This is a genomic window from Pseudonocardia sp. TMWB2A (assembly GCF_017312135.1).
On the sequence record NZ_QKQY01000002.1, the window covers coordinates 821437 to 841230 of the forward strand.

General features: G+C 73.7%; 17 protein-coding genes. 8 read left to right on the forward strand and 9 right to left on the reverse strand.

Annotation, left to right across the window (positions count from 1 at the left end; genetic code table 11):
- Positions 1 to 12 precede the first annotated feature (12 nt).
- Positions 13 to 834, reverse strand: coding sequence for a (2Fe-2S)-binding protein (locus tag DMP17_RS18255; protein WP_337830161.1), 822 nt, complete (start codon positions 832 to 834; stop codon positions 13 to 15).
- A gap of 588 nt (positions 835 to 1422) precedes the next feature.
- On the opposite strand from DMP17_RS18255, the gene gltB reads away from it, so the two are divergent.
- Complete coding sequence (gene gltB, locus DMP17_RS18260) at positions 1423 to 5907, forward strand: glutamate synthase large subunit (RefSeq protein ID WP_374203869.1); 4485 nt, start codon at positions 1423 to 1425, stop codon at positions 5905 to 5907.
- Complete coding sequence (locus DMP17_RS18265) at positions 5900 to 7351, forward strand: glutamate synthase subunit beta (RefSeq protein ID WP_226355864.1); 1452 nt, start codon at positions 5900 to 5902, stop codon at positions 7349 to 7351. Before gltB ends, DMP17_RS18265 begins: the two co-directional genes overlap by 8 nt.
- A gap of 60 nt (positions 7352 to 7411) precedes the next feature.
- Here DMP17_RS18265 and DMP17_RS18270 read toward each other — a convergent pair whose 3' ends face one another.
- On the reverse strand, positions 7412 to 7666 hold the full coding sequence (locus DMP17_RS18270; protein WP_226355863.1) for a hypothetical protein: 255 nt from the start codon (positions 7664 to 7666) through the stop codon (positions 7412 to 7414).
- Between the two features lie 393 nt (positions 7667 to 8059).
- On the opposite strand from DMP17_RS18270, the gene DMP17_RS18275 reads away from it, so the two are divergent.
- Together DMP17_RS18275 and DMP17_RS18280 are read left to right on the forward strand one after the other, a co-directional pair.
- Positions 8060 to 8458 carry a DoxX family protein gene (locus DMP17_RS18275; protein WP_337830162.1) on the forward strand — a complete coding sequence of 133 codons (399 nt, stop codon included), beginning with the start codon at positions 8060 to 8062 and terminating at the stop codon, positions 8456 to 8458.
- Positions 8459 to 8561: 103 nt separating this feature from the next.
- Entirely contained in the window at positions 8562 to 9458 is an 897-nt protein-coding gene (locus tag DMP17_RS18280) for a DUF2188 domain-containing protein (RefSeq protein WP_337830163.1), read from the forward strand.
- 63 nt (positions 9459 to 9521) lie between these two features.
- Here DMP17_RS18280 and DMP17_RS18285 read toward each other — a convergent pair whose 3' ends face one another.
- Positions 9522 to 10688, reverse strand: coding sequence for a PIN domain-containing protein (locus DMP17_RS18285; RefSeq protein WP_226355860.1), 1167 nt, complete (start codon positions 10686 to 10688; stop codon positions 9522 to 9524).
- 54 nt (positions 10689 to 10742) lie between these two features.
- Between DMP17_RS18285 and DMP17_RS18290 the strand changes: the two genes are divergently transcribed.
- Positions 10743 to 11315, forward strand: coding sequence for a maleylpyruvate isomerase N-terminal domain-containing protein (locus tag DMP17_RS18290; RefSeq protein ID WP_226355859.1), 573 nt, complete (start codon positions 10743 to 10745; stop codon positions 11313 to 11315).
- A gap of 32 nt (positions 11316 to 11347) precedes the next feature.
- Here the strand turns inward: DMP17_RS18290 and DMP17_RS18295 are convergent, their stop codons facing one another.
- Positions 11348 to 11911: a DUF2231 domain-containing protein gene (locus DMP17_RS18295; protein ID WP_226355858.1), complete on the reverse strand. Its 564-nt coding sequence runs from the start codon at positions 11909 to 11911 to the stop codon at positions 11348 to 11350.
- Between the two features lie 126 nt (positions 11912 to 12037).
- On the opposite strand from DMP17_RS18295, the gene DMP17_RS18300 reads away from it, so the two are divergent.
- Positions 12038 to 13162 (forward strand): alpha/beta hydrolase, encoded by a 1125-nt coding sequence (locus DMP17_RS18300; RefSeq protein WP_337830164.1) that lies wholly within the window; start codon positions 12038 to 12040, stop codon positions 13160 to 13162.
- A 7-nt stretch (positions 13163 to 13169) separates the two neighbouring features.
- Here DMP17_RS18300 and modA read toward each other — a convergent pair whose 3' ends face one another.
- Complete coding sequence (modA, locus tag DMP17_RS18305) at positions 13170 to 13949, reverse strand: molybdate ABC transporter substrate-binding protein (protein WP_337830165.1); 780 nt, start codon at positions 13947 to 13949, stop codon at positions 13170 to 13172.
- Positions 13950 to 14322: 373 nt separating this feature from the next.
- Between modA and DMP17_RS18310 the strand changes: the two genes are divergently transcribed.
- A complete protein-coding gene (locus tag DMP17_RS18310; RefSeq protein ID WP_226355855.1) occupies positions 14323 to 15474 on the forward strand; it encodes a hypothetical protein in 1152 nt (383 codons plus the stop codon).
- 28 nt (positions 15475 to 15502) lie between these two features.
- On the opposite strand, the gene DMP17_RS18315 is transcribed toward DMP17_RS18310, so the two are convergent.
- The 3 genes from DMP17_RS18315 to DMP17_RS18325 form a co-directional block, all read right to left on the reverse strand.
- The gene (locus DMP17_RS18315) at positions 15503 to 16720 is read right to left on the reverse strand and encodes a RecX family transcriptional regulator (RefSeq protein WP_337830166.1); all 1218 of its coding nucleotides are present in this window, start codon (positions 16718 to 16720) and stop codon (positions 15503 to 15505) included.
- A gap of 2 nt (positions 16721 to 16722) precedes the next feature.
- On the reverse strand, positions 16723 to 17775 hold the full coding sequence (recA, locus tag DMP17_RS18320; protein WP_020624149.1) for a recombinase RecA: 1053 nt from the start codon (positions 17773 to 17775) through the stop codon (positions 16723 to 16725).
- A gap of 259 nt (positions 17776 to 18034) precedes the next feature.
- Positions 18035 to 18229 (reverse strand): DUF3046 domain-containing protein, encoded by a 195-nt coding sequence (locus DMP17_RS18325; protein ID WP_226355854.1) that lies wholly within the window; start codon positions 18227 to 18229, stop codon positions 18035 to 18037.
- 77 nt (positions 18230 to 18306) lie between these two features.
- Between DMP17_RS18325 and DMP17_RS18330 the strand changes: the two genes are divergently transcribed.
- Positions 18307 to 18468, forward strand: coding sequence for a hypothetical protein (locus tag DMP17_RS18330; protein WP_167379121.1), 162 nt, complete (start codon positions 18307 to 18309; stop codon positions 18466 to 18468).
- A gap of 9 nt (positions 18469 to 18477) precedes the next feature.
- Here DMP17_RS18330 and DMP17_RS18335 read toward each other — a convergent pair whose 3' ends face one another.
- Positions 18478 to 19740, reverse strand: coding sequence for an MFS transporter (locus DMP17_RS18335; RefSeq protein ID WP_337830167.1), 1263 nt, complete (start codon positions 19738 to 19740; stop codon positions 18478 to 18480).
- Between the last annotated feature and the right edge of the window lie 54 nt (positions 19741 to 19794).

Consider the following 19794-nt stretch of genomic DNA (forward strand, 5'->3'; position numbering starts at 1 on the left):
GGCCCGCCGGGGTCAGGCCCGGCCGACGAGCACGCAGTCGCCGCAGGTCCCGCCGCCGGGGGCGCGGACGTAGAGGCAGCAGGAGCGGCGCCGGAACGCCCACTCGGTGTCCGGGTCGGTGTCGTCGAGGCGGAGCAGGCGCCCGGTGGCCCCCGACGGCAGCGGCCCGCGCAGCACCGGGTGGTCGGCGAGCGCGTCGAGCAGGGCCAGGTAGCGGCGCCGGTCCGGGCGTCGCATGGCCTCCATGACCCGTGCCGCCCCGCCGATCGAGGACACCACGTTGCCGCGCAGCACCCGCGGCGACACCGCGGCCCGGGCGGCGACGGCGGCGTACAGCGGCTCGAGGTGGGTGGCGGCGAGCTCGCGGGCGAGCAGGTCCGCGGCGCCCGCCGGGTCGTCGGCGACGTCCGGGGTCTCGACGCCGGTGGGCCCGGCGGGCAGGCTCGGCGCCCACGGGTCGGCGGCGCCGGGGTCGCGGCGCAGCTCCCCCAGCGACGGGAGCACACCGTGCAGGGCCACGGCCGCGAAGGGCATCGACACGAGCCGCGCCGCGAGTCCCATCACCGCCACCGAGGCCCCGATCCGCCGGTCCCCGCCGAGCGCGGTGGTGACCTCGTCGATCCGCCGGCCGAGCGGGTCCGGGCCGCCGGGGACGGGCGCGGCGTAGAGCCCGTCCCACCGGACGGTGCCGGACGCGGCGGGCGTCGCCACCGCGAACCAGGGACCGATCGTGGCGACGTCGGTCAGCACGGCGGCGACCCGCTCGTCCGTCACCCGACCGGGTGATGGCGACGACGGCTCGGCGGCGGCGGGGTGGGACGGGGACGCGTTCATCGCCCCCAGTCTCCCCCGGGCCCCGGGCTGCGGTGCGTAACGGTTCGGACGCCCGCGGCGATCCCATGCAGTAGAAGGCCGCTCCCGACGGGTGGTCACGCCTTGCTCACCGTCCGGACACGGGACGGCAACGTTGACCTGCTCGCATGGTCAGCGATCCACATCACGGGACCGGTGGGCCGCTCTCAGTAGCGCACCGCGGTTGCGACGTGCGACTCTGTGCACTCGCCAGACCGCACTCGCCGGGGTGTGCGGTCGAACCGTGCCGCAGGAATGGCCGGGTACTGGAAGTCAGCGCCCGGCTGCTAGGCGTGCCCGGAGGAAGATTCCGTCCGCCGGTCACCCACCCGGCGGCACGGTGCACCTGAACGGCCCTCGTCGCACGTCCCACTCGGGCTGCGCGCTGTATTCTGAAAACCTTTTTCGGACCGCAGCGAGCTGCCCGGTCCGGGTCGTCCGATGCGGGTGGCTCCAGGTGCACCGAGACGACAGGAGGAGCAGTTGGCCGCGATCAGTGACCAGACGCGTCGCCCCTCGCCCGGTGGGCTGTACGCCGCCGATCACGAGCACGACGCCTGCGGTGTGGCCATGTTGGCCGACGTCACCGGCAAGCGCAGCCACGCCATCGTGCAGAAGGCCATCGAGGCCCTGCTGCGACTGGAGCACCGCGGTGCGCGTGGCGCCGAGTACAACACCGGTGACGGTGCCGGGATCCTGATCCAGGTCCCGGACGCGTTCTACCGCGAGGTCACCGACTTCGACCTGCCCGCGGAGGGCGCCTACGCCACCGGCATCGCGATGCTGCCGCGTGACGAGGCCGAGGCCGCCGCGGCGATCGAGCGGATCGACGCGCTCGCCGCCGAGGAGGACCTCACGGTCCTCGGGTGGCGCGAGCTCCCGACCGACCCCGACGCCGCGGACCTGGGCTCGATTGCCCGGGACGCGATGCCCGGCTTCCGCCAGCTGTTCGTCGGCGGTGTCGAGCTGACCGGGGACGCCCCGGAGAACGCGCCCGCCGGCATCGAGCTGGAGCGCCGCGCGTTCTGCTTCCGGAAGCGGGTCGAGCACGACACCGAGACCTACTTCCCGTCGCTGTCGCCGCGCACCGTCATCTACAAGGGCATGCTCGCCGAGCCGCAGGTCGCCGCGTTCTACCCGGACCTGAACGACGAGCGCGTGACCTCCGCGCTGGCGATCGTGCACTCGCGGTTCTCCACGAACACGTTCCCGGCGTGGCCGCTGGCGCACCCGTTCCGCTACGTGGCGCACAACGGTGAGATCAACACCCTGCGCGGCAACCGGAACTGGATGGCGGCCCGCGAGTCGCTGCTGGAGTCCGCGAACCTGCCCGGCGACCTGTCGCGGCTGACCCCGATCGTCACCCCGGACGCGTCGGACTCGGCCACCTTCGACGAGGTCCTGGAGCTGCTGCACCTGTCCGGGCGCAGCCTGCCGCACGCGGTGCTGATGATGATCCCGGAGGCCTGGGAGCACAACACCGAGATGGACCCCGCCCGGCGGGCGTTCTACGAGTACCACTCCACGCTGATGGAGCCGTGGGACGGACCGGCCCTGGTCGCGTTCACCGACGGCACCCAGATCGGCGCGGTCCTCGACCGCAACGGCCTGCGCCCGGCCCGCTACTGGGTCACCGAGGACGGCCTGGTCGTGCTCGCCTCCGAGGTCGGCGTGCTGGACGTCGCGCCCGACAAGGTCGTCCGCAAGGGCCGCCTCGAGCCGGGCCGCATGTTCCTCATCGACACCGAGCGCGGCAAGATCGTCGACGACGACGAGGTCAAGGGCGCGCTGGCCGCCGAGCAGCCGTACACCGACTGGCTGCACGCCGGTCTGATCCGGCTCGACGACCTGCCCACGCGTACCCGCGAGACCCCGACCCACGAGACGCTCAACCTGCGCCAGCAGGCCCTCGGCTACACCGAGGAGGAGCTCAACCTGCTGCTCCGCCCGATGGCGGTCACCGGGGCCGAGCCGATCGGCTCGATGGGCAACGACGCGCCGATCGCGGCCATCTCCGAGCGCCCGCGTCAGCTCTACGACTACTTCATCCAGCTGTTCGCCCAGGTCACCAACCCGCCGCTGGACGCGATCCGCGAGGAGCTCGTCACCTCGCTGTTCAGCCAGCTCGGGCCGGAGCAGAACCTGCTCGACGCGACGCCCGCGCACTGCCGCACGATCGTCGTGCCGTTCCCGGTGCTGACCAACGACGACCTCGCGAAGATCGTCCACATCAACGACGACGGCGAGTTCCCGGGCTTCAGCTCGCACGTCGTGCGGGGCACGTTCTTCGCCCGCGACGGCGGCAAGGGCATGCTGTCGCGGCTGGCCGAGATCAAGCAGGAGGTGTCCCGCGCGATCGAGGGCGGGGCCCGCCTGATCGTGCTGTCCCAGCGCGGGGTGGACGCCGAGCACGCGCCGATCCCGTCGCTGCTGCTCACCGGCGCCGTGCACCACCACCTGGTGCGGGAGCGTTCCCGTACCCGGGTCGGGCTGCTCGTCGAGTCCGCCGACGCCCGCGAGGTGCACCACATCGCGCTGCTGCTGGGCTACGGCGCCTCGGCGGTGAACCCGTACCTGGCGATGGCCACGGTCGAGGACCTCGCCGAGCGCGGCGACGTCCCCGGCGTCGACGGCCGGACCGCGGCCAAGAACCTGGTCAAGGCGCTCGGCAAGGGCGTCCGCAAGACCATGTCGAAGATGGGTGTCTCGACCGTCGCGTCCTACACCGGCGCGCAGATCTTCGAGGCCATCGGTCTCGGGTCCGAGGTCGTGGACTCGGCGTTCGTGGGCACCACCTCGCGGCTGGGCGGCGTCGGCTTCGACGTGCTCGCCGAGGAGGTCCTCTCCCACCACCGCCGCGCCTACCCGGCCGACGACGTCCGTGCCTCGCACCGGGCGCTGCCGGTCGGCGGCGAGTATCAGTGGCGTCGCGAGGGCGAGCTGCACCTGTTCAACCCGCAGACCGTCTTCAAGCTGCAGCACTCCACGCGGGCCGGGAAGTACGAGGTCTTCAAGGAGTACACGAAGGCCGTCGACGACCAGGCGCGGAAGCTGATGACGCTGCGCGGCCTGTTCACCTTCAAGGACGGCCAGCGCGAGCCCGTGTCGGTCGACGAGGTCGAGTCGATCGAGTCGATCATGACCCGGTTCGCGACCGGCGCGATCTCCTACGGCTCCATCTCCCAGGAGATGCACGAGACCCTGGCGATCGCGATGAACCGCATCGGCGGCCGGTCCAACACCGGTGAGGGCGGCGAGGACCCGGACCGCTTCACCCCGGACCCGAACGGCGACTCGCGGCGCAGTGCGGTTAAGCAGGCGGCGTCCGGCCGGTTCGGCGTCACCTCCGAGTACCTGGTCAACGCCGACGACATCCAGATCAAGATCGCCCAGGGCGCCAAGCCCGGTGAGGGCGGCCAGCTGCCCGGCGGCAAGGTCTACCCGTGGATCGCGACCACCCGGTACTCGACGCCGGGCGTCGGCCTCATCTCGCCGCCGCCGCACCACGACATCTACTCGATCGAGGACATCAAGCAGCTCATCCACGACCTGAAGAACGCCAACCCGCGGGCCCGCATCCACGTGAAGCTGGTGTCCCAGGTCGGCGTCGGGACCGTGGCGGCCGGCGTGTCCAAGGCGCACTCCGACGTCGTGCTCATCTCGGGCCACGACGGTGGCACCGGCGCCTCGCCGCTGTCCTCGATCAAGCACGCGGGCGGTCCCTGGGAGCTCGGCCTGGCCGAGACCCAGCAGACGCTGATGGCCAACGGGCTGCGTGACCGGATCACCGTGCAGGCCGACGGCCAGCTCAAGACCGGGCGCGACGTCGTCATCGCGGCGCTGCTCGGCGCCGAGGAGTACGGCTTCGCGACCGCCCCGCTGGTCGTGTCGGGCTGCATCATGATGCGCGTCTGTCACCTGGACACCTGTCCGGTCGGCGTCGCGACGCAGAACCCGGAGCTGCGCAAGAAGTTCAACGGCAAGGCCGAGTACGTCGTGAACTTCATGAGGTTCGTGGCGCAGGAGGTCCGCGAGATCCTCGCCGAGCTGGGCTTCCGCTCGCTCGACGAGGCGATCGGCCGGGCCGACGTGCTCGACGTCGACACCGCCGCCCAGCACTGGAAGTCCAAGCACCTGGACCTCTCGCCGATCTTCAAGATCGCCGACGTGCCGGACGACGCGCCGCGCAAGCGGACCCGCGAGCAGGACCACGGCCTGGACAAGGCGCTGGACAACACCATGATCCAGCTGGCCGAGGGCGCGCTGCGCAACGGCGACCGGGTCCGCCTGGACCTGCCGGTGCGCAACGTCAACCGCACCGTCGGCACGATGCTCGGGTCCGAGCTGACCCGGGCGCACGGCGGCAAGGGCCTGCCCGACGACACGATCGACATCACGTTCACCGGCGCGGCCGGGCAGAGCTTCGGTGCGTTCGTGCCCAAGGGCATCACGCTGCGGCTGGTCGGCGACACGAACGACTACTTCGGCAAGGGCCTGTCCGGTGGCCGGCTGACCCTGCGGCCGGACCCGTCGTCGCCGTTCACCGCCGAGGAGAACGTCATCGCCGGCAACGTGATCGGCTACGGCGCGACCTCGGGCGAGATGTTCATCCGCGGTGTCGTCGGCGAGCGGTTCTGCGTCCGGAACTCGGGCGCGGTGGCCGTCGTCGAGGGCGTCGGTGACCACGGCTGCGAGTACATGACCGGTGGCCGGGTCGTCGTCCTCGGGCGGACCGGGCGCAACTTCGCGGCCGGCATGTCCGGCGGCGTCGCCTACCTGCTCGACGTGGACCGGAACCGGGTCAACCCGGAGATGGTCGACCTCGACCCGCTCTCGGACGAGGACCGGTCGATCGTGCACGACCTCGTCGAGCGGCACCACGCCGAGACCGGTTCCGCGGTGGCGCATGCGCTGCTCACCGACTGGGACGCCGCCGTCGAGCGGTTCGGCAAGGTCATGCCCAAGGACTACAAGCGCGTGCTGCTCGCGACGGAGAACGCCGAGCGCGAGGGCCGCGATGTCAACCAGGCGATCATGGAGGCTGCTCATGGGTGACCCCAAGGGCTTCATGACCACTCCCCGGCAGACGCCCACCCGGCGGCCGGTGGACCTGCGGCTGATGGACTGGCGCGAGGTCTACGAGGACTTCCCGACGAAGACCCTGGAGTCCCAGGCCGGGCGCTGCATGAACTGCGGCATCCCGTTCTGCCACCAGGGCTGCCCGCTGGGGAACCTCATCCCCGAGTGGAACGACCTGGTCTACCGCCAGGACTGGCGGGAGGCGATCGAGCGGCTGCACGCCACGAACAACTTCCCGGAGTTCACCGGGACGCTGTGCCCCGCCCCGTGCGAGGCGGCGTGCGTGCTGGCCATCAACGACGACGCGGTCACGATCAAGCAGGTCGAGATCGAGATCGTCGACAAGGCCTGGGACGAGGGCTGGGTCGGCCCGCAGGTGCCCGAGGTGAAGACCGGCAAGAAGGTCGCCGTCGTCGGGTCGGGTCCGGCCGGGCTGGCCGCCGCCCAGCAGCTGACCCGGGTCGGGCACGACGTCGTCGTGTTCGAGCGGGCCGACCGCATCGGCGGGCTGCTGCGCTACGGCATCCCCGAGTTCAAGATGGAGAAGGCGCGCCTGGACCGGCGCCTGGAGCAGATGGTCGCCGAGGGCACCCACTTCCGGGCCTCGGTCGACGTCGGCACCGACATCACCGTCGAGCAGCTGCGGGCCGACTTCGACGCGGTCGTCCTCGCCGGTGGCGCGACGGCGTGGCGCGACCTGCCCGCCGACGGCCGCGACGCCGAGGGCGTCTACCAGGCGATGGAGTTCCTGCCGTGGGCCAACCACGTGCAGCAGGGCGACATGGACGCGCCGCCCATCTCCGCCGAGGGCAAGGACGTCGTGATCATCGGCGGCGGTGACACCGGCGCCGACTGCCTGGGCACCTCGCACCGTCAGGGCGCGAGGTCGGTGACCCAGCTGGAGATCATGCCGACCCCGCCGGAGCACCGCACCGACGGCATGCCCTGGCCGACCTACCCGATGGTCTACCGCGTCTCCTCGGCCCACGAGGAGGGCGGCGAGCGCCTGTTCTCGGTCAACACGACCGAGTTCGTGAAGGACGCCGACGGCAAGCTCGCCGGCATCCGGATCGTCGAGGTCACGCGCGGCGAGAAGGGCTTCGAGCCGGTCGAGGGCACCGACAAGGAGCTCCCGGCCCAGCTGGTGCTCCTCGCGATGGGCTTCGTCGGCCCGGAGAAGGGCGCCCTGCTGAACGACCTCGAGGTCGACCTCGACGAGCGCGGCAACGTCGCCCGCGACGACCGCTACATGTCCTCGGTCGACGGCGTGTTCGTCGCCGGTGACATCGGCCGCGGCCAGTCGCTGATCGTGTGGGCCATCGCCGAGGGCCGCTCCGCGGCCGCCGGTGTGGACGAGTGGCTCACCGGCCGCTCCGTGCTGCCCCGCCCGATCGACCCGGGCGACCGCCAGATCGCCTGACGTCGTACGCACGGACGAGGGGCCCGGCCGCACAGGCCGGGCCCCTCCCGTGTGCCGGGGTCAGTCCATGCGCTCCAGCTCGTACGCGTCGTCGCCGATCCAGATCCGCACGCCCTCGGCGTCGTCGGAGATGTAGCCGTCCTCCTCCTCGCCGAGCTCGCGGATCGCGCCGAGCGCGAGCCGGTCGAACTCCACGACGCCGTCGCCCACGTCGACCGGCCGGTACTCCCGGGCCAGCATCGCGGTGCGGCACTGCGTCGCCAACCACGTCGCGTTCTCCGTACCGACCTCGACCCGCCACCGCTCACCGCGCATGCGACGAGTATGGCCTGGATCACTCCGTCCGTCGCCGGTCCTCTACCGGCGATCGTGACGGAATGCTCCTCATCGGACGCACACCGCGATCCGCTCCCGCCCGTCGCGGGGGCGGCGCCGCTCACGGTGGCGGGCGAGACAGGGGCCACTGCACCCACAACCCGACGGCGGGTCGGGCGTTGAACCCCGTGACCGGCATCTGCAGAACCGGGAGCCCCTGTCGATGCCGGGCACCATCGGGTCATCGGGTACCGCGGCCACGCGCCGCGGGCCCGATGCCCGGTGGTGTATCCCCGCCCCGGTCGCCGCGCGAGGCGATGAGTTCTCCGGGTCCCGCCGGTCATAGGCGGTGAGTGCCCCGGAACCGCCGGGGCCGTGCCCGCGGAGGCCACCATGACCGCTCCCTCCCCCACCCGCCGTATGCCGGTCGCCGCACACCGTGCGCTGTGGGTGCTGCAGATCCTGCTCGGCCTGTTCTTCGTCCTGGCCTCGGCGCTGCCGAAGTTCTGGGGCGACCCGTTCGCCGTCGCGATCTTCGACGGGATCGGCCTCGGCCAGTGGCTGCGCTACGTCGTCGGGTTCCTCGAGCTGGCCGGCGGGATCGGCCTGTGCACCCGGCGCTTCGCCACCCCGGCCGCCACCGGGCTCGTCCTGCTGATGATCGGTGCGGCGCTCACCCAGGCATTCGTCCTGCACGGCGGGACGCTGGTCGTCACGCCGCTGGTCCTCGGCGCCCTGGCCGCCGTGATCGCGGTCGCGCGACGGAACGAGACGCTCACCACGCCTCGCTGACCTGCGTTTACGCACAGCGATCATCGGGCATCTCCGGGGAGAGAAGACCGATCCGGATACCCCGGTTCGCCCGAGTCAGTCCCGCAAGGGGGAGGAACCCGCCATGGCCGACCGCCACGTCAAGCCGGTCGACGACGGCTGGACCGTCGAGAAGGAAGACGCCCAGCGCCCGAGTGCCCGTACGAGCACCCAGGCCGAGGCCATCACCCGGGCGGTGGAGATCATCGCCAACGACGGCGGCGGCAACCTCGTCGTGTACGGCACCGACGGCTCGGTGCGCGAACGCCGCTCCATCGACTCCGACGCCGACGCCGGCACCGCCACGAAGGCCGCCGCGAGCGCCACCGCCACCGCGGCCGGCGACACCGCGTCGAAGGCCGCCGAGACCACCGGCAAGGCCGCCGACAAGATCGGTGCCGACACGAGGACCACCGCCAAGAAGGTCGCCGGCGAGACCGGTGACAGCGCGGCGAAGGCCGGCGAGACCGTCAAGAAGGGCGCCGACAAGGTCGTCGCCGAGGCCCGCAAGGTCGACGACCAGGGCAAGGACCCGAAGAAGGCGGGCAAGGCCGCCGCCGAGGCCGCGAAGGCCACCGGCGAGCAGCTGGCCGGGAACGCCCAGCGCACCGGCAAGCAGGTCGCCGGCGAGGTGTCGGCGTCCGCGGAGCGGTCCGCCGCCACCGTCAAGGCCGTCGCCGGACAGGGTGCCGACTCCGCGGTGCGCACCGCGGACCGGGCCGCGCGCGTGAGCGCCCGCGTCGAGGACGACCTCGACGACACCGGGGCCCGCCTGGCCCGCCGGCTCTACGAGAACGGCGAGCGTGCCGCCTCGCAGCTCGACGACCTCGCCCTGCGCGTCTACAAGCCGCTGAACCCGATCCGGTTCACCAGCCGCGTCGCCGCCGGGGCGGTCGCCACCGCGTTCGGCGTGACCGGTGCGGTCACCTCGCGCGCGGGCAAGCTGTTCCAGCGCGGGACCCGCAAGGCCGCCGGCCGCTGAGTCCCTGCAGTACCGCGACCGCGCCCCCGCCGACCTCGTCGGCGGGGGCGCGGTCGTGTGCGGTCAGGACGGCGGGCGCAGCACGTAGTCGCCGGTGTCGTCGCTCCACTCCATCGCGATGAGGTCCCGGGCGCGGGCCGCCTTCGCGAAGGACAGGAAGCTGCCGAAGCCGTAGCGCTTCTCGGAGAAGTCCGGCACCCGCTTGCGGAGCTGGTTCTTCAGCCCGGACAGCTGCGGCGGGTCTCCGGCCGCGGCGATCCCGCGCACCACGTCGACGAGCAGCGCGAACGCGTCGTGGTCGGCGTCCGGGTCGTCGGGCAGCGCCACCTCGGGGTCACCCTGCGCCGCACCGGTGGTCAGCGTGACCGCGCCGCGGTCCTGCAGGTGGCGCAGCAGCTCGCCGAAACCGCGGAAGCCGTGGTCGGCCTCGTCGAAGGTCGGGTCCTTGCGCAGGATCGCGCGCTTGAGCCGCGACGCCAGCACGGTGCCGTCGGCCTGCCGGGCGAGACCGCCCAGGGTGCTGACGACGAGCCCCGCGACGTCGCGCTCCTCGGCACCGGTGGTGGCGGTGTCGTCGCTGCCGTCGGAGAAGGTGACGTCGAACGGGTCCGGCGGGACGATCGGTTCCGGTTCCGGCTCCGGGACCGCGACCGGGGCGGGCGTCGACACCGGTCCCGCGGCCGCGGCGGCGGCCGGAGCCGGGCGGGGACTCCCCCGGCGACGACGCGGCGGCGCGGGCGCCTGGGTCGGCTCGACACCGGGGAGCCGGTCGTAGAACAGGAACTCGTCGCAGGCGGGCGGCAGCAGCGCCGAGGTCGAGGACTGCACCCCGATCCCGATCACGCGCTTGTCCAGCTCGCGCAGCTTGTGCATGAGCGGGGTGAAGTCGGAGTCGCCGGTGCCGATGGCGAAGGTGGTGATGAACTCCCGCTCGTAGGCGAGCTCGATCGCGTCGACGGCGAGCTTGATGTCCGCCGCGTTCTTGCGGGAGCCGCCGATCCGCTGCGGGATCTCGATGAGCTCCACCTGGGCGCGGGCCATCAGGCGGCGGTCCTCGTCGAAGGAGGACCAGTCGGCGTAGGCGCGGCGGACCACGACCCGCCCGCGTTCGGCGAGCGCGTCGGCCACCGGGCCGAAGTCGAAGGGGACGACCCCGAGCCCGTCGCGGGCGCCGATCGCGAGGTTCTCGTAGTCGAGCAGCAGTGCGATGCGTTCGTCCTCGTGGGCCACCGCGGAAGCCTAATGCGCTGGCCCGGGTGCCCGCCCGCAGGGCACGGTGCACCGATGCGCGCGGAGGACGTCGAGAACGCGGTGACGGTACTGGTCGGAGCGCTGGGGACGGTGCCCGACGACGGCTGGTCCGCCCCGGCCGGACCGCTGGACTGGTCGTGCCGCGACACCGTGGTGCACGTCGCGGACGACCTGTTCGGCTACGCCGCCCAGGTGGCGCTCGCCCCGCCCGACGACTACCCGCCGTTCGAGATCGTGGTGCCCGGCGGCGTCGGCACCGCCGGGCTGCTGCAGGTCGTCGCGACCGGCGGGGCGATGCTCGCCGCCGCCGTCCGGACCGCGCCCGCGGGGGTGCGCGGCTGGCACCCCTACGGCGACGCCGACGCGGCCGGGTTCGCCGCGATGGGCGTCGCCGAGGTCCTGGTGCACACCCACGACATCACCCGGGCCACCGAACCGGCGTGGGCGCTGCCGGCGGCGCCGTGCCGGGACGTGCTCGCCCGGCTGTGGCCGGACGTCGACGCGGGCGACGACCCGGCCGGGGCGCTGCTGCACCACACCGGCCGGGCGTCGTGGCGCGGTGTGCCCGCGCCGGTCCGGTGGCGCTGGTACGGCGCGCCGCGCTGAGGGCGGCGCCGGGCCTGAGGGGGCGCGGGCGGTCAGCCGCCGTCCGGCTCCCCCTGCGACCCGCCCAGCGGCTGCTCGGCGACCTGGCCGGTCCACGCGGCACGCGCCCCGGAGTCCCCGATCCGCACCGTCGTCACCACCGCCCCGACCGCGACGACGACGGCCAGCACGGCCACCACCACCGTCGCGACGGTCCCGCCGGGCGCCGTCCCGGCCGGGACCTCCGGGGCCCCGCCGCCGACCGTCGCGGGGACGCGGCGCCCGGCCCGGACCGCCGCGACGTGGCGCACCGCGACCACGACGGCGACCACGGCCAGCCCGGCGACCCACGGCAGCAGCCCGTCGCCCAGCTCGGTGTGGGCCCGGATGAGCGGGGTCCGCGGCAGCCGGTGCTCCAGCCACTCCCCCGCCTCGGTGGTCACCGGGACCAGGGCCAGGGTGGCCGCGGCGAGCACCACGGTCGGCCAGACCAGACGCACCCGCGCCGCGGGCCAGACCGCGACCAGCACCAGCCCGAGGGCGGTCAGCGGGACCAGCACCACGACGCCGTGCACCAGCAGGATGTGCGCCGGCAGCCCGGCGATCGTCGACTCCACACCGGCGACGCTAGGACCGGCGTCACCCCTCCGGACAGTGAACTCAGCAGATCCTCACCGGGTTCTCACCCGGGCCTCACAGCGGCAGGGGATGATCTCGCGGGCACGACACGAGGAGAACGGTCCATGGACGCCGGCACCACCGGGATCGACGCGGTCCCGATCACCACGTGGCAGTTCGTGACGGGGTTCGTCCTCGCCGGTGTGGTGGTCCTCGTGCTGGTCGTCCTGGGGGTGCGGCGGGCCGGGCGGTCCCGGTACCGGTCGCTGCGGATCCTCGCCCGGCTGGGCGCGACGGGCGTCGTCGGGGTGGTGCTGCTGTCGAACGCCCTGGTCGGGGTGAACGCCGGGCTGGACTACCTGCGGACCGTCGGTGACGTGGCCGGGACCGGACCGGTCGAGGGGATCGGGGTCGCCCAGCTGCTGCTGAGCCGGAAGGTCCCGGCGACCGGTCAGGTCGTGCAGATCCCGATCCCGGGGACGGCGTCGCACTTCGCCGCCAGGCCCGCGGTCGTGTGGGTGCCGCCGGCCTGGTACGAGCGGCCCCGGCCGCAGCTGCCGGTGATCGTGCTGCTCCACGGGACCCCCGGACGTCCGGTGGACTGGGTGGACTCCGGGGGCGCCGCCGACGTCGCGAACGCCTGGGCCGCCCAGCATCACGGGGTGGCGCCGATCCTGGTGATGCCCGACGTCAACGGCACCTACACCGCGGACTCCGAGTGCGTCGACACCTCGACCGCGAAGGTCGAGACCTACCTGACCCGCGACGTGCCCCGGGTGGTGAGCAGGCTGCTGGGGACGCGGCCGCCGGGGCCGTCGTGGGCGGTGGCGGGGTTGTCCGAGGGCGGCAGCTGCGCGGTGATGCTGGCGCTGCGCCACCCCACGGTGTTCGCCACGTTCGGTGACTACGCCGGGCTGCTCGGCCCGCGGGTCGGGGACTCCAACGGCGGGGTCCCGGACACCGTCGCCGGGCTGTTCGGCGGGTCGCAGACCGCGTTCGCCGCACACGACCCGGCGACCCTGCTGGCCGCGAACCGGGTCCCCGGGATCGCCGGCTGGTTCGAGGCGGGCGACGCCGACACCGACCCGGCCGCCGCCGCGCGCACACTGTCGGCGGTGGCGACCCGGGCCGGTGTCGAGAACCGGCTGGTGATCGTGCCCGGTGGCGGGCACGACTTCGACCTGTTCTCCCAGGCGCTGTCGGACTCCTACCCCTGGCTCGTGGGACGGGTGTCGGCCCCGATCCCCTGATCCGCGGTCAGGGCGCGCCGAAGCCGGCCGCCCCCAGGACCTGACGGCCCTCGTCGCCGTTCACGAACTGCACCCACTTCTGCGCCAGCTCGGCGTTCTTCGTGTTCTTCAGGACGACGATCGGGTACTGGTTGACCGCCTCCGACGCCTGCGGGATGTCGACGCCCTGCGTCTGCCCCTTCGACGCGGTGACGTCGGTCCGGTAGACGAGCCCGGCGTCGGCGTTGCCGGTGGTGACCTTCTGCAGCACCGACTTGACGTCCTGCTCCTCGGAGACGGGCGTGATGTCCACGCCGGCGGCCTTCTCGACCTTCTCCGTCGCCGAGCCGCACGGCACCTGCGGGGCGCAGACCACGGTCCGCAGACCGGGCTTGCTCAGGTCCTGCAGCGACGCGATCTGCTTCGGGTTCTGCGGCGCGACCGCGATCTGCAGGGTGTTGGTGGCGAAGACCTCGGGCTGCCCCTGGGCGTTGCCCGCGTCGGTCACCTTGGTCATGTTGTTCTGGTCGGCCGAGGCGAACACGTCGGCCGGGGCGCCCTGGTTGATCTGCTGGGCCAGGGCCGAGGACCCGGCGAAGTTGAACACCACGTCCGTGCCCGGGTTGGCGGCCTCGAACTTCTTCTCCAGGTCACCGAACGTGCCGGTCAGCGACGCCGCGGCGAACACCGTCAGCGTGCCGCCCTGCGCCTCGCCGCTCGGCTGCGCGGCGGTCCCGCCGCCCCCGGCTCCCCCGCCGCAGCCCGCCAGCGCGAACAGCGCCGTCGCCGCCAGCGCGGCGCCGGCCACTCGTCCTCTGATCCTCACGAACACCCTCCCGGGATCGACTCCTCGCGCCGTTCGCCGATCACGAACTGCGGCTCGGCGGGCATCTTATGCACGCAATCACCGGTTACGCACCATCGATCGGCACGCAGGACCGGATCTCTACCGCGCGGCTCGACTGTGGACTCTCAGTGATCGCTCAGCGTCCTCTGGGGTTGCTCTGCGCAACGACCGGAAGGGTCACCCACGGCGGCGGATCGTGCCGCCACGACGCAGGAGGACGACGGCGCATGGTGCTGGAGACGCTGGTCCCGCCGGGGGCCCCGGCCCCGGGGACGACGGCGGTGGGGTCGGCCCGCGGGCGGGACGGGTCCACCCCGGGTCCGGCGGTGCGGCGATGAGCGCGGTCGAGACCACCGTCGAGATCGCACCGCCACCGGGGCCGTCGCGGCGTCGCCGGCGCCGACGTCGGGCGGGTGCCGTGCTGGGGGTGCTCGTGGTGCTGCTCGGCGGCGCGGGCGCCGGGGTCGGCGCGGTGACGCTGGCCGCGCCCCCCGGGACCGGGCCGGTCGAGGCGACCGCCGAGTGGGCCCGCGACCACGGGCTGAACTGGCTCGTCACCGGCCTGGAGAAGCTCCAGTACGACGTGGACGCGCCGTCCGAGGGCGGCACCCCGGCCGGCGGGATCCCGCGGGCTCCGGGTGCGCTGTCCGACCCGGCGACGACGCCGCCGCTCGCCCCGGTCGCGGCGGGGGCCCCGCTGCCCGGGGAGGGCGTGTGGCAGACCGTCGTCGCCGACCACGGGCGGCCCGCGGTCCAGGTGACGACGCTGCGGGTCGACGACACCCACACCTCCTACCTCGCCGGGGTGCTGCGGATGGACCCCGCGCTGGTGCGGGGCACCCTGCACCCGGGCGTCGGCGAGCCCGCCGGGCACTGGCACGCGTCGACGTCGCTGGCCGGGCGGGCGGGTGACGGCGTGGCGGTGGCGTTCAACGGCGGGTTCAAGCTGTCCGACCCCAGCCACAACGGCTACTACGCCGAGGGCCGCACGGTCGCGCCGCTGCTGCCCGGCAAGGCCAGCCTGGTCCTGCACACCGACGGCCGGGCCGACGTCGGGGCGTGGGGCACCGAGGTCGGGATGGGGCCGGACGTCGCGAGCGTGCGGCAGAACCTGCTCCCGCTCGTCGACGACGGCGCGGTGAACCCGACGTGTGCCACCGGCGGCACCGCGGAGTGGGGCAGCACGATCGGCCAGAACGCGTTCGTCCACCGGTCCGGTTTCGGCGTGACCGCCGACGGCACCGAGGTGTACGTCGCCGGACCGGCGCTGTCGGTGTGCACGCTGGGCAGGCTGCTCGCCGACGCCGGCGTGGTCCGCGGCATGGAGCTGGACATCAACCCGGCCTGGGTCAGCGGGACCTACTTCCACGACCGGCCCGGGCACGCCCCGCAGGGGTTCGCGCTGTTCCCGGCCGAGCAGGTGCCGCCCACCCACTACCTCGCGCCGACGATGCGGGACTGGTTCGCCTGGTACCTGCGGTCGTGACCGGGCGGCGGGTCCCGCCCGGGACGGGTCAGTCCTCGGGCGGGGCCTCGCCCAGCTCGTCGGCCTCCGCACCGGCGGCGGCGATCTCCTCCTTGACCACCCCGTAGGCGACCCCGGGCCCGTAGCCCTTGCGCGCGAGCATGCCGACCAGCTTGCGGGCGCTGGACTGCCGCTCCTCGCGACTCCCGACGGGCAGGCTCCGCAGCCGCCGTACGACGAGCTCGCGGGCCCGGTCGCGTTCGGAGTCGTCGTCGATGCCGGTGAGCGCCTCGTCGGCGATCTCGCGGTCGACGCCCTTGCGGTGCAGCTCCATCGCGATCGCCCGTTTGCCGAGGCCGCGGTGGCGGTGCCGGGACCGGACCCACTGCTCGGCGAAGGCCTGGTCGTCGACGAGTCCGACCTCGTCGAACCGCTCGAGGACGCGGTGCGCGACCTCGTCGGGGATCTCCTTGCGGCGCAGCGCGTCGCCGAGCTCCTTGACCGTGCGGGCGCGGTCGGTGAGCAGGCGCAGGCAGATGTCGCGGGCGCGGGTCTCCTGCTCCTGCGGTGTCTCGACGCGTGGGGTGGCGTCCTCGCCCCGGCGTCTCCCCCGGCCACGGCCCTCTCCGCGGCGCCGGCCACGGGGGGTGGTGCTCTCCTCGACCGGGTCCGGCCCGGTGCCCTCGGGCGCGGCGGCCGCGGCGTCCGGGTCGGTCGGGCCTGCCGCGGCGGCCGGACGCCGACGCGGGGTCGCGCGGTCGCGACGGGGTCCGCTGCGGCGAGCGCCCCGTCCGGACAGCTCCTCGAAGGAGACCACACGGGGCGAGCCGGGTCCTGCATCGTCGACGCCGTCGTCGGCACTCCCGCCGGAAGCAGGGTCGGGGCCGGAGTCGGGGCCGTCGAGGGTCAGTCTGCGGACCGGGGCGGGGGCCGCCGCCTCGTCTGTCGCGCCGTCCGCCGCGGGGCCCGGGGACCAGGCCGCCGGCGGGTCGGTCGCCGTCGTGGGGGCCTCGTCGGCGCCGCTCAGCGCGGCGAACGAGACCTGGTGGGGGCTCGTGTCCCAGCCGGGGACCGCCGGGGGCTCGGCGACGGACTCGTCCGGCCCACCGCGGGTCGGGTCGGCGGTCCGGATCGCGGGCGGATCCTGCTCGTCGGTGACCGACGGGGTCACGCCGAACAGGTCGTCGAGCGGGACGGTGCGGGGCCTGGTCGGCTCCGCACCGTCCCGTCCGGACGTGCCTCCGGACCCGTCGCGCTCGCCGGTCACGCTCAGAAGTCGACCGGGGCCGGGAGGGGCTCGACCGGGCTGGTCTCCTCGGCGTCGACGACGGCGCCGATCCCCAGCTTCTCCTTGATGCGCTTCTCGACCTCGGCGGCGACGTCCGGGTTCTCCTTGAGGAACTTGCGGGCGTTCTCCTTGCCCTGCCCCATCTGGTCGCCCTCGTAGGTGTACCAGGCACCGGACTTGCGGATGATCCCCTGTTCGACGCCCACGTCGATCAGCGAACCCTCCTTGGAGATGCCGACGCCGTAGAGCACGTCGAACTCCGCCTGCTTGAACGGCGGGGCCACCTTGTTCTTCACGACCTTGACCCGGGTCCGGCTGCCGACCATGTCGGTGCCGTCCTTCAGGGTCTCGATGCGGCGGATGTCCATACGGACCGACGCGTAGAACTTCAGCGCCTTACCACCGGTCGTGGTCTCCGGGGACCCGAACATCACGCCGATCTTCTCGCGCAGCTGGTTGATGAAGATCGCGGTGGTGCCGGAGTTGCTGAGCGCACCGGTGATCTTCCGCAGCGCCTGGCTCATCAGCCGGGCCTGCAGACCGACGTGGCTGTCGCCCATCTCGCCCTCGATCTCGGCGCGCGGCACGAGCGCGGCCACCGAGTCGATGACGATGATGTCGAGCGCGCCGGAGCGGATCAGCATGTCCGCGATCTCCAGCGCCTGCTCACCGGTGTCCGGCTGGGAGACCAGCAGGTCGTCGGTGTCGACACCGAGCGCCTTGGCGTACTCCGGGTCGAGCGCGTGCTCGGCGTCGATGAACGCCGCGACACCGCCCGCGGCCTGCGCGCTCGCCACGCAGTGCAGCGCGACGGTCGTCTTACCGCTGGACTCCGGGCCGTAGATCTCGACGACGCGGCCGCGCGGGATGCCCCCGACGCCGAGCGCGACGTCGAGCGCGATGGAGCCCGTGGAGATGGCACTGATCGGGACGCGGGCCTGGTCGCCCAGGCGCATCACCGATCCCTTGCCGTGGTTCTTCTCGATCTGGGCGAGGGCGAGTTCGAGCGCCTTGCCGCGGTCCGGAGCGGACATCTCTTGACTCCTCGCTGGTGGTCGACGATCGGGTCCTGCTGGTGTCTTTCGGGGAGGCACACCACAACGGTATGGGGTACCCCTGACAGTTACGGGCCCGGATCGGCGCCTGTGGACAACTCGTCCGACACCGCGCCGCAGGACCGGTACCGCGAGCCCTGCCGGAACCGTAGACGAACACGCGTTCGATCCGACACCGCGACACGCCGACCGGGCACCCACGGGAGCCGAGCGGTCACCACGACCGCCCGGGGCGCCGCTACCGCCGTGCGGGTGGGACCTCGTAGGCCGCGCAGACCGCGCGCCAGACCCGGCGCAGGTCGAGACCCGCCTCGATCGCCTGCTCGACGGTCCGGCCGCCGAGGTCGGCGAAGACGTGGTCACGGGCCAGCGACGCCGCCCGCACCGGCCCGAACTCGCCCTCCATCAGTTCCCGGAAGTGGCTCAGTCGCACGCCCGCGAGGGTAGACGGGTCACCCGTTCCGTGCGGTGTCCGCCCGATGACGGCCCGGAGCCGGTAGCCTGGGTGATATGTCCGAACTGCTCGCCACCGTCCCGGTCGACGTCGCCGACGAGGTCCTCGCGACGACCGGCATCGGGTCGCCGCTGGCGTGGCAGGTCGTGTCGCTGCTCGCTCTGCTGTCCGCGCTGGTCGTGCTGGTGCGCTGGTGGCTCCACCAGCGCCGTCGCTGAGGGTCCCGCTCAGCCGGCCGCCGGGCGTCCCGTGCGGGCCGCGCGCGCGGCCACCAGCAGGAACGGCACCGTCGCCACGACCACCAGCGCGCCGAGCAGCGCGTAGGACGACACCGTCACGAGCACCCCGGCCACGATCCCGGCGGCGGCGCCGGCCAGGTTCATCGCCACGTCCACCGAGCCCTGCACCCGCGGCCGGTCGGCCACCGCCAGCGACGCCGTGAGCTGCGCCGACCCGCCCACCACCGCTGCCGACCAGCCCAGGCCGAGCAGCACCAGGCCTACCGACAGCAGGCCGGTCGCGGTCGGCGCGGCGAGGGCGCAGACCACCCCCGCCAGCGGCAGCAGCACCCCGGCACCGGCCAGCACCCGCGCCGGTCCGAGCCGGTCGGCGAGCCACCCGAACAGCGGGCTGAGCGCGTACATCCCCGCGATGTGCAGGCTGATCACCAGCCCGACGACCGACAGCGCCGCGCCGCCGTGGTCCATGTGCACCGGGGTCATCGACATCAGCCCGACCATCACCGCGTGCCCGAGCACGATGCCGACCGCGCCGAGCAGCGCGGGGCGCGAGGCCCGCAGCACCGCCCACGGCCGCACCGCTGTGGCCCCCGGCGCGATGGCCGGGGTGCCCGCGCGCTCCCGGGCCCGCAGCAGCGGGTCGGGCCGCAGACCCAGCCACCCGGTCAGGGCCGCCAGGGCGAACGCGACCGCGCAGAGCAGGTACGGACCGGCGACACCGGGCAGCCCGACCGACACGGCCACGGCGTCCAGCGGACCGAGCAGGTTCGGCCCGGCGACCGCACCGACCGTCGTCGCCCACACCACCAGCGCGAGCGCGCGGCCGGCCCGCACCGGCGCGGCCAGGTCGGTGGCGGCGTAGCGCGCGGCGAGCCCGACCGCCGTCCCCGAGCCCACCAGCAGCAACGACACCAGCAGCAGCGCCACCGAGCCGGTCGTGGCCGCGACGACGGCACCGACCGCGCCGAGCAGCCCCACCAGATGACCGCCGACCAGCGCGGGACGCCGTCCCCGGGCCTGGGCCACCCGTGCGACGACGGCGGCCGCACCCGCCGCGCCCAGCACGCTCGCCGTCGACGCGACGCCACCGACCGCGGGCGAGCCGGACAGCCGGGAGGCGACCAGCGAGCTCGCCGCGATCGAGGTCGCGACGGCCGTCCCACCGAGCACCTGCCCGATCGCGAGCACCGCCAGCAGGCGGGGCTGGGCGGGGTCCTGCGGCGGGGAGACGGCGTCGGGTGCGGCGGTCACGGACGGATGCTGCCGTGCGACGGCCGCCGCGCGCCAGGGCGTTACGCTCCGGCC

What these genes read in the sequence shown, in the direction of transcription:
- DMP17_RS18255 (WP_337830161.1), bottom strand. Translation starts at nt 834, where the DNA reads ATGAACGCGTCCCCGTCCCACCCCGCCGCCGCCGAGCCGTCGTCGCCA.
- gltB (WP_374203869.1), top strand. Translation starts at nt 1,423, where the DNA reads ATGTTGGCCGACGTCACCGGCAAGCGCAGCCACGCCATCGTGCAGAAG.
- DMP17_RS18265 (WP_226355864.1), top strand. Translation starts at nt 5,900, where the DNA reads ATGGGTGACCCCAAGGGCTTCATGACCACTCCCCGGCAGACGCCCACC.
- DMP17_RS18270 (WP_226355863.1), bottom strand. Translation starts at nt 7,666, where the DNA reads ATGCGCGGTGAGCGGTGGCGGGTCGAGGTCGGTACGGAGAACGCGACG.
- DMP17_RS18275 (WP_337830162.1), top strand. Translation starts at nt 8,060, where the DNA reads ATGACCGCTCCCTCCCCCACCCGCCGTATGCCGGTCGCCGCACACCGT.
- DMP17_RS18280 (WP_337830163.1), top strand. Translation starts at nt 8,562, where the DNA reads ATGGCCGACCGCCACGTCAAGCCGGTCGACGACGGCTGGACCGTCGAG.
- DMP17_RS18290 (WP_226355859.1), top strand. Translation starts at nt 10,743, where the DNA reads ATGCGCGCGGAGGACGTCGAGAACGCGGTGACGGTACTGGTCGGAGCG.
- DMP17_RS18300 (WP_337830164.1), top strand. Translation starts at nt 12,038, where the DNA reads ATGGACGCCGGCACCACCGGGATCGACGCGGTCCCGATCACCACGTGG.
- DMP17_RS18310 (WP_226355855.1), top strand. Translation starts at nt 14,323, where the DNA reads ATGAGCGCGGTCGAGACCACCGTCGAGATCGCACCGCCACCGGGGCCG.
- recA (WP_020624149.1), bottom strand. Translation starts at nt 17,775, where the DNA reads ATGTCCGCTCCGGACCGCGGCAAGGCGCTCGAACTCGCCCTCGCCCAG.
- DMP17_RS18330 (WP_167379121.1), top strand. Translation starts at nt 18,307, where the DNA reads ATGTCCGAACTGCTCGCCACCGTCCCGGTCGACGTCGCCGACGAGGTC.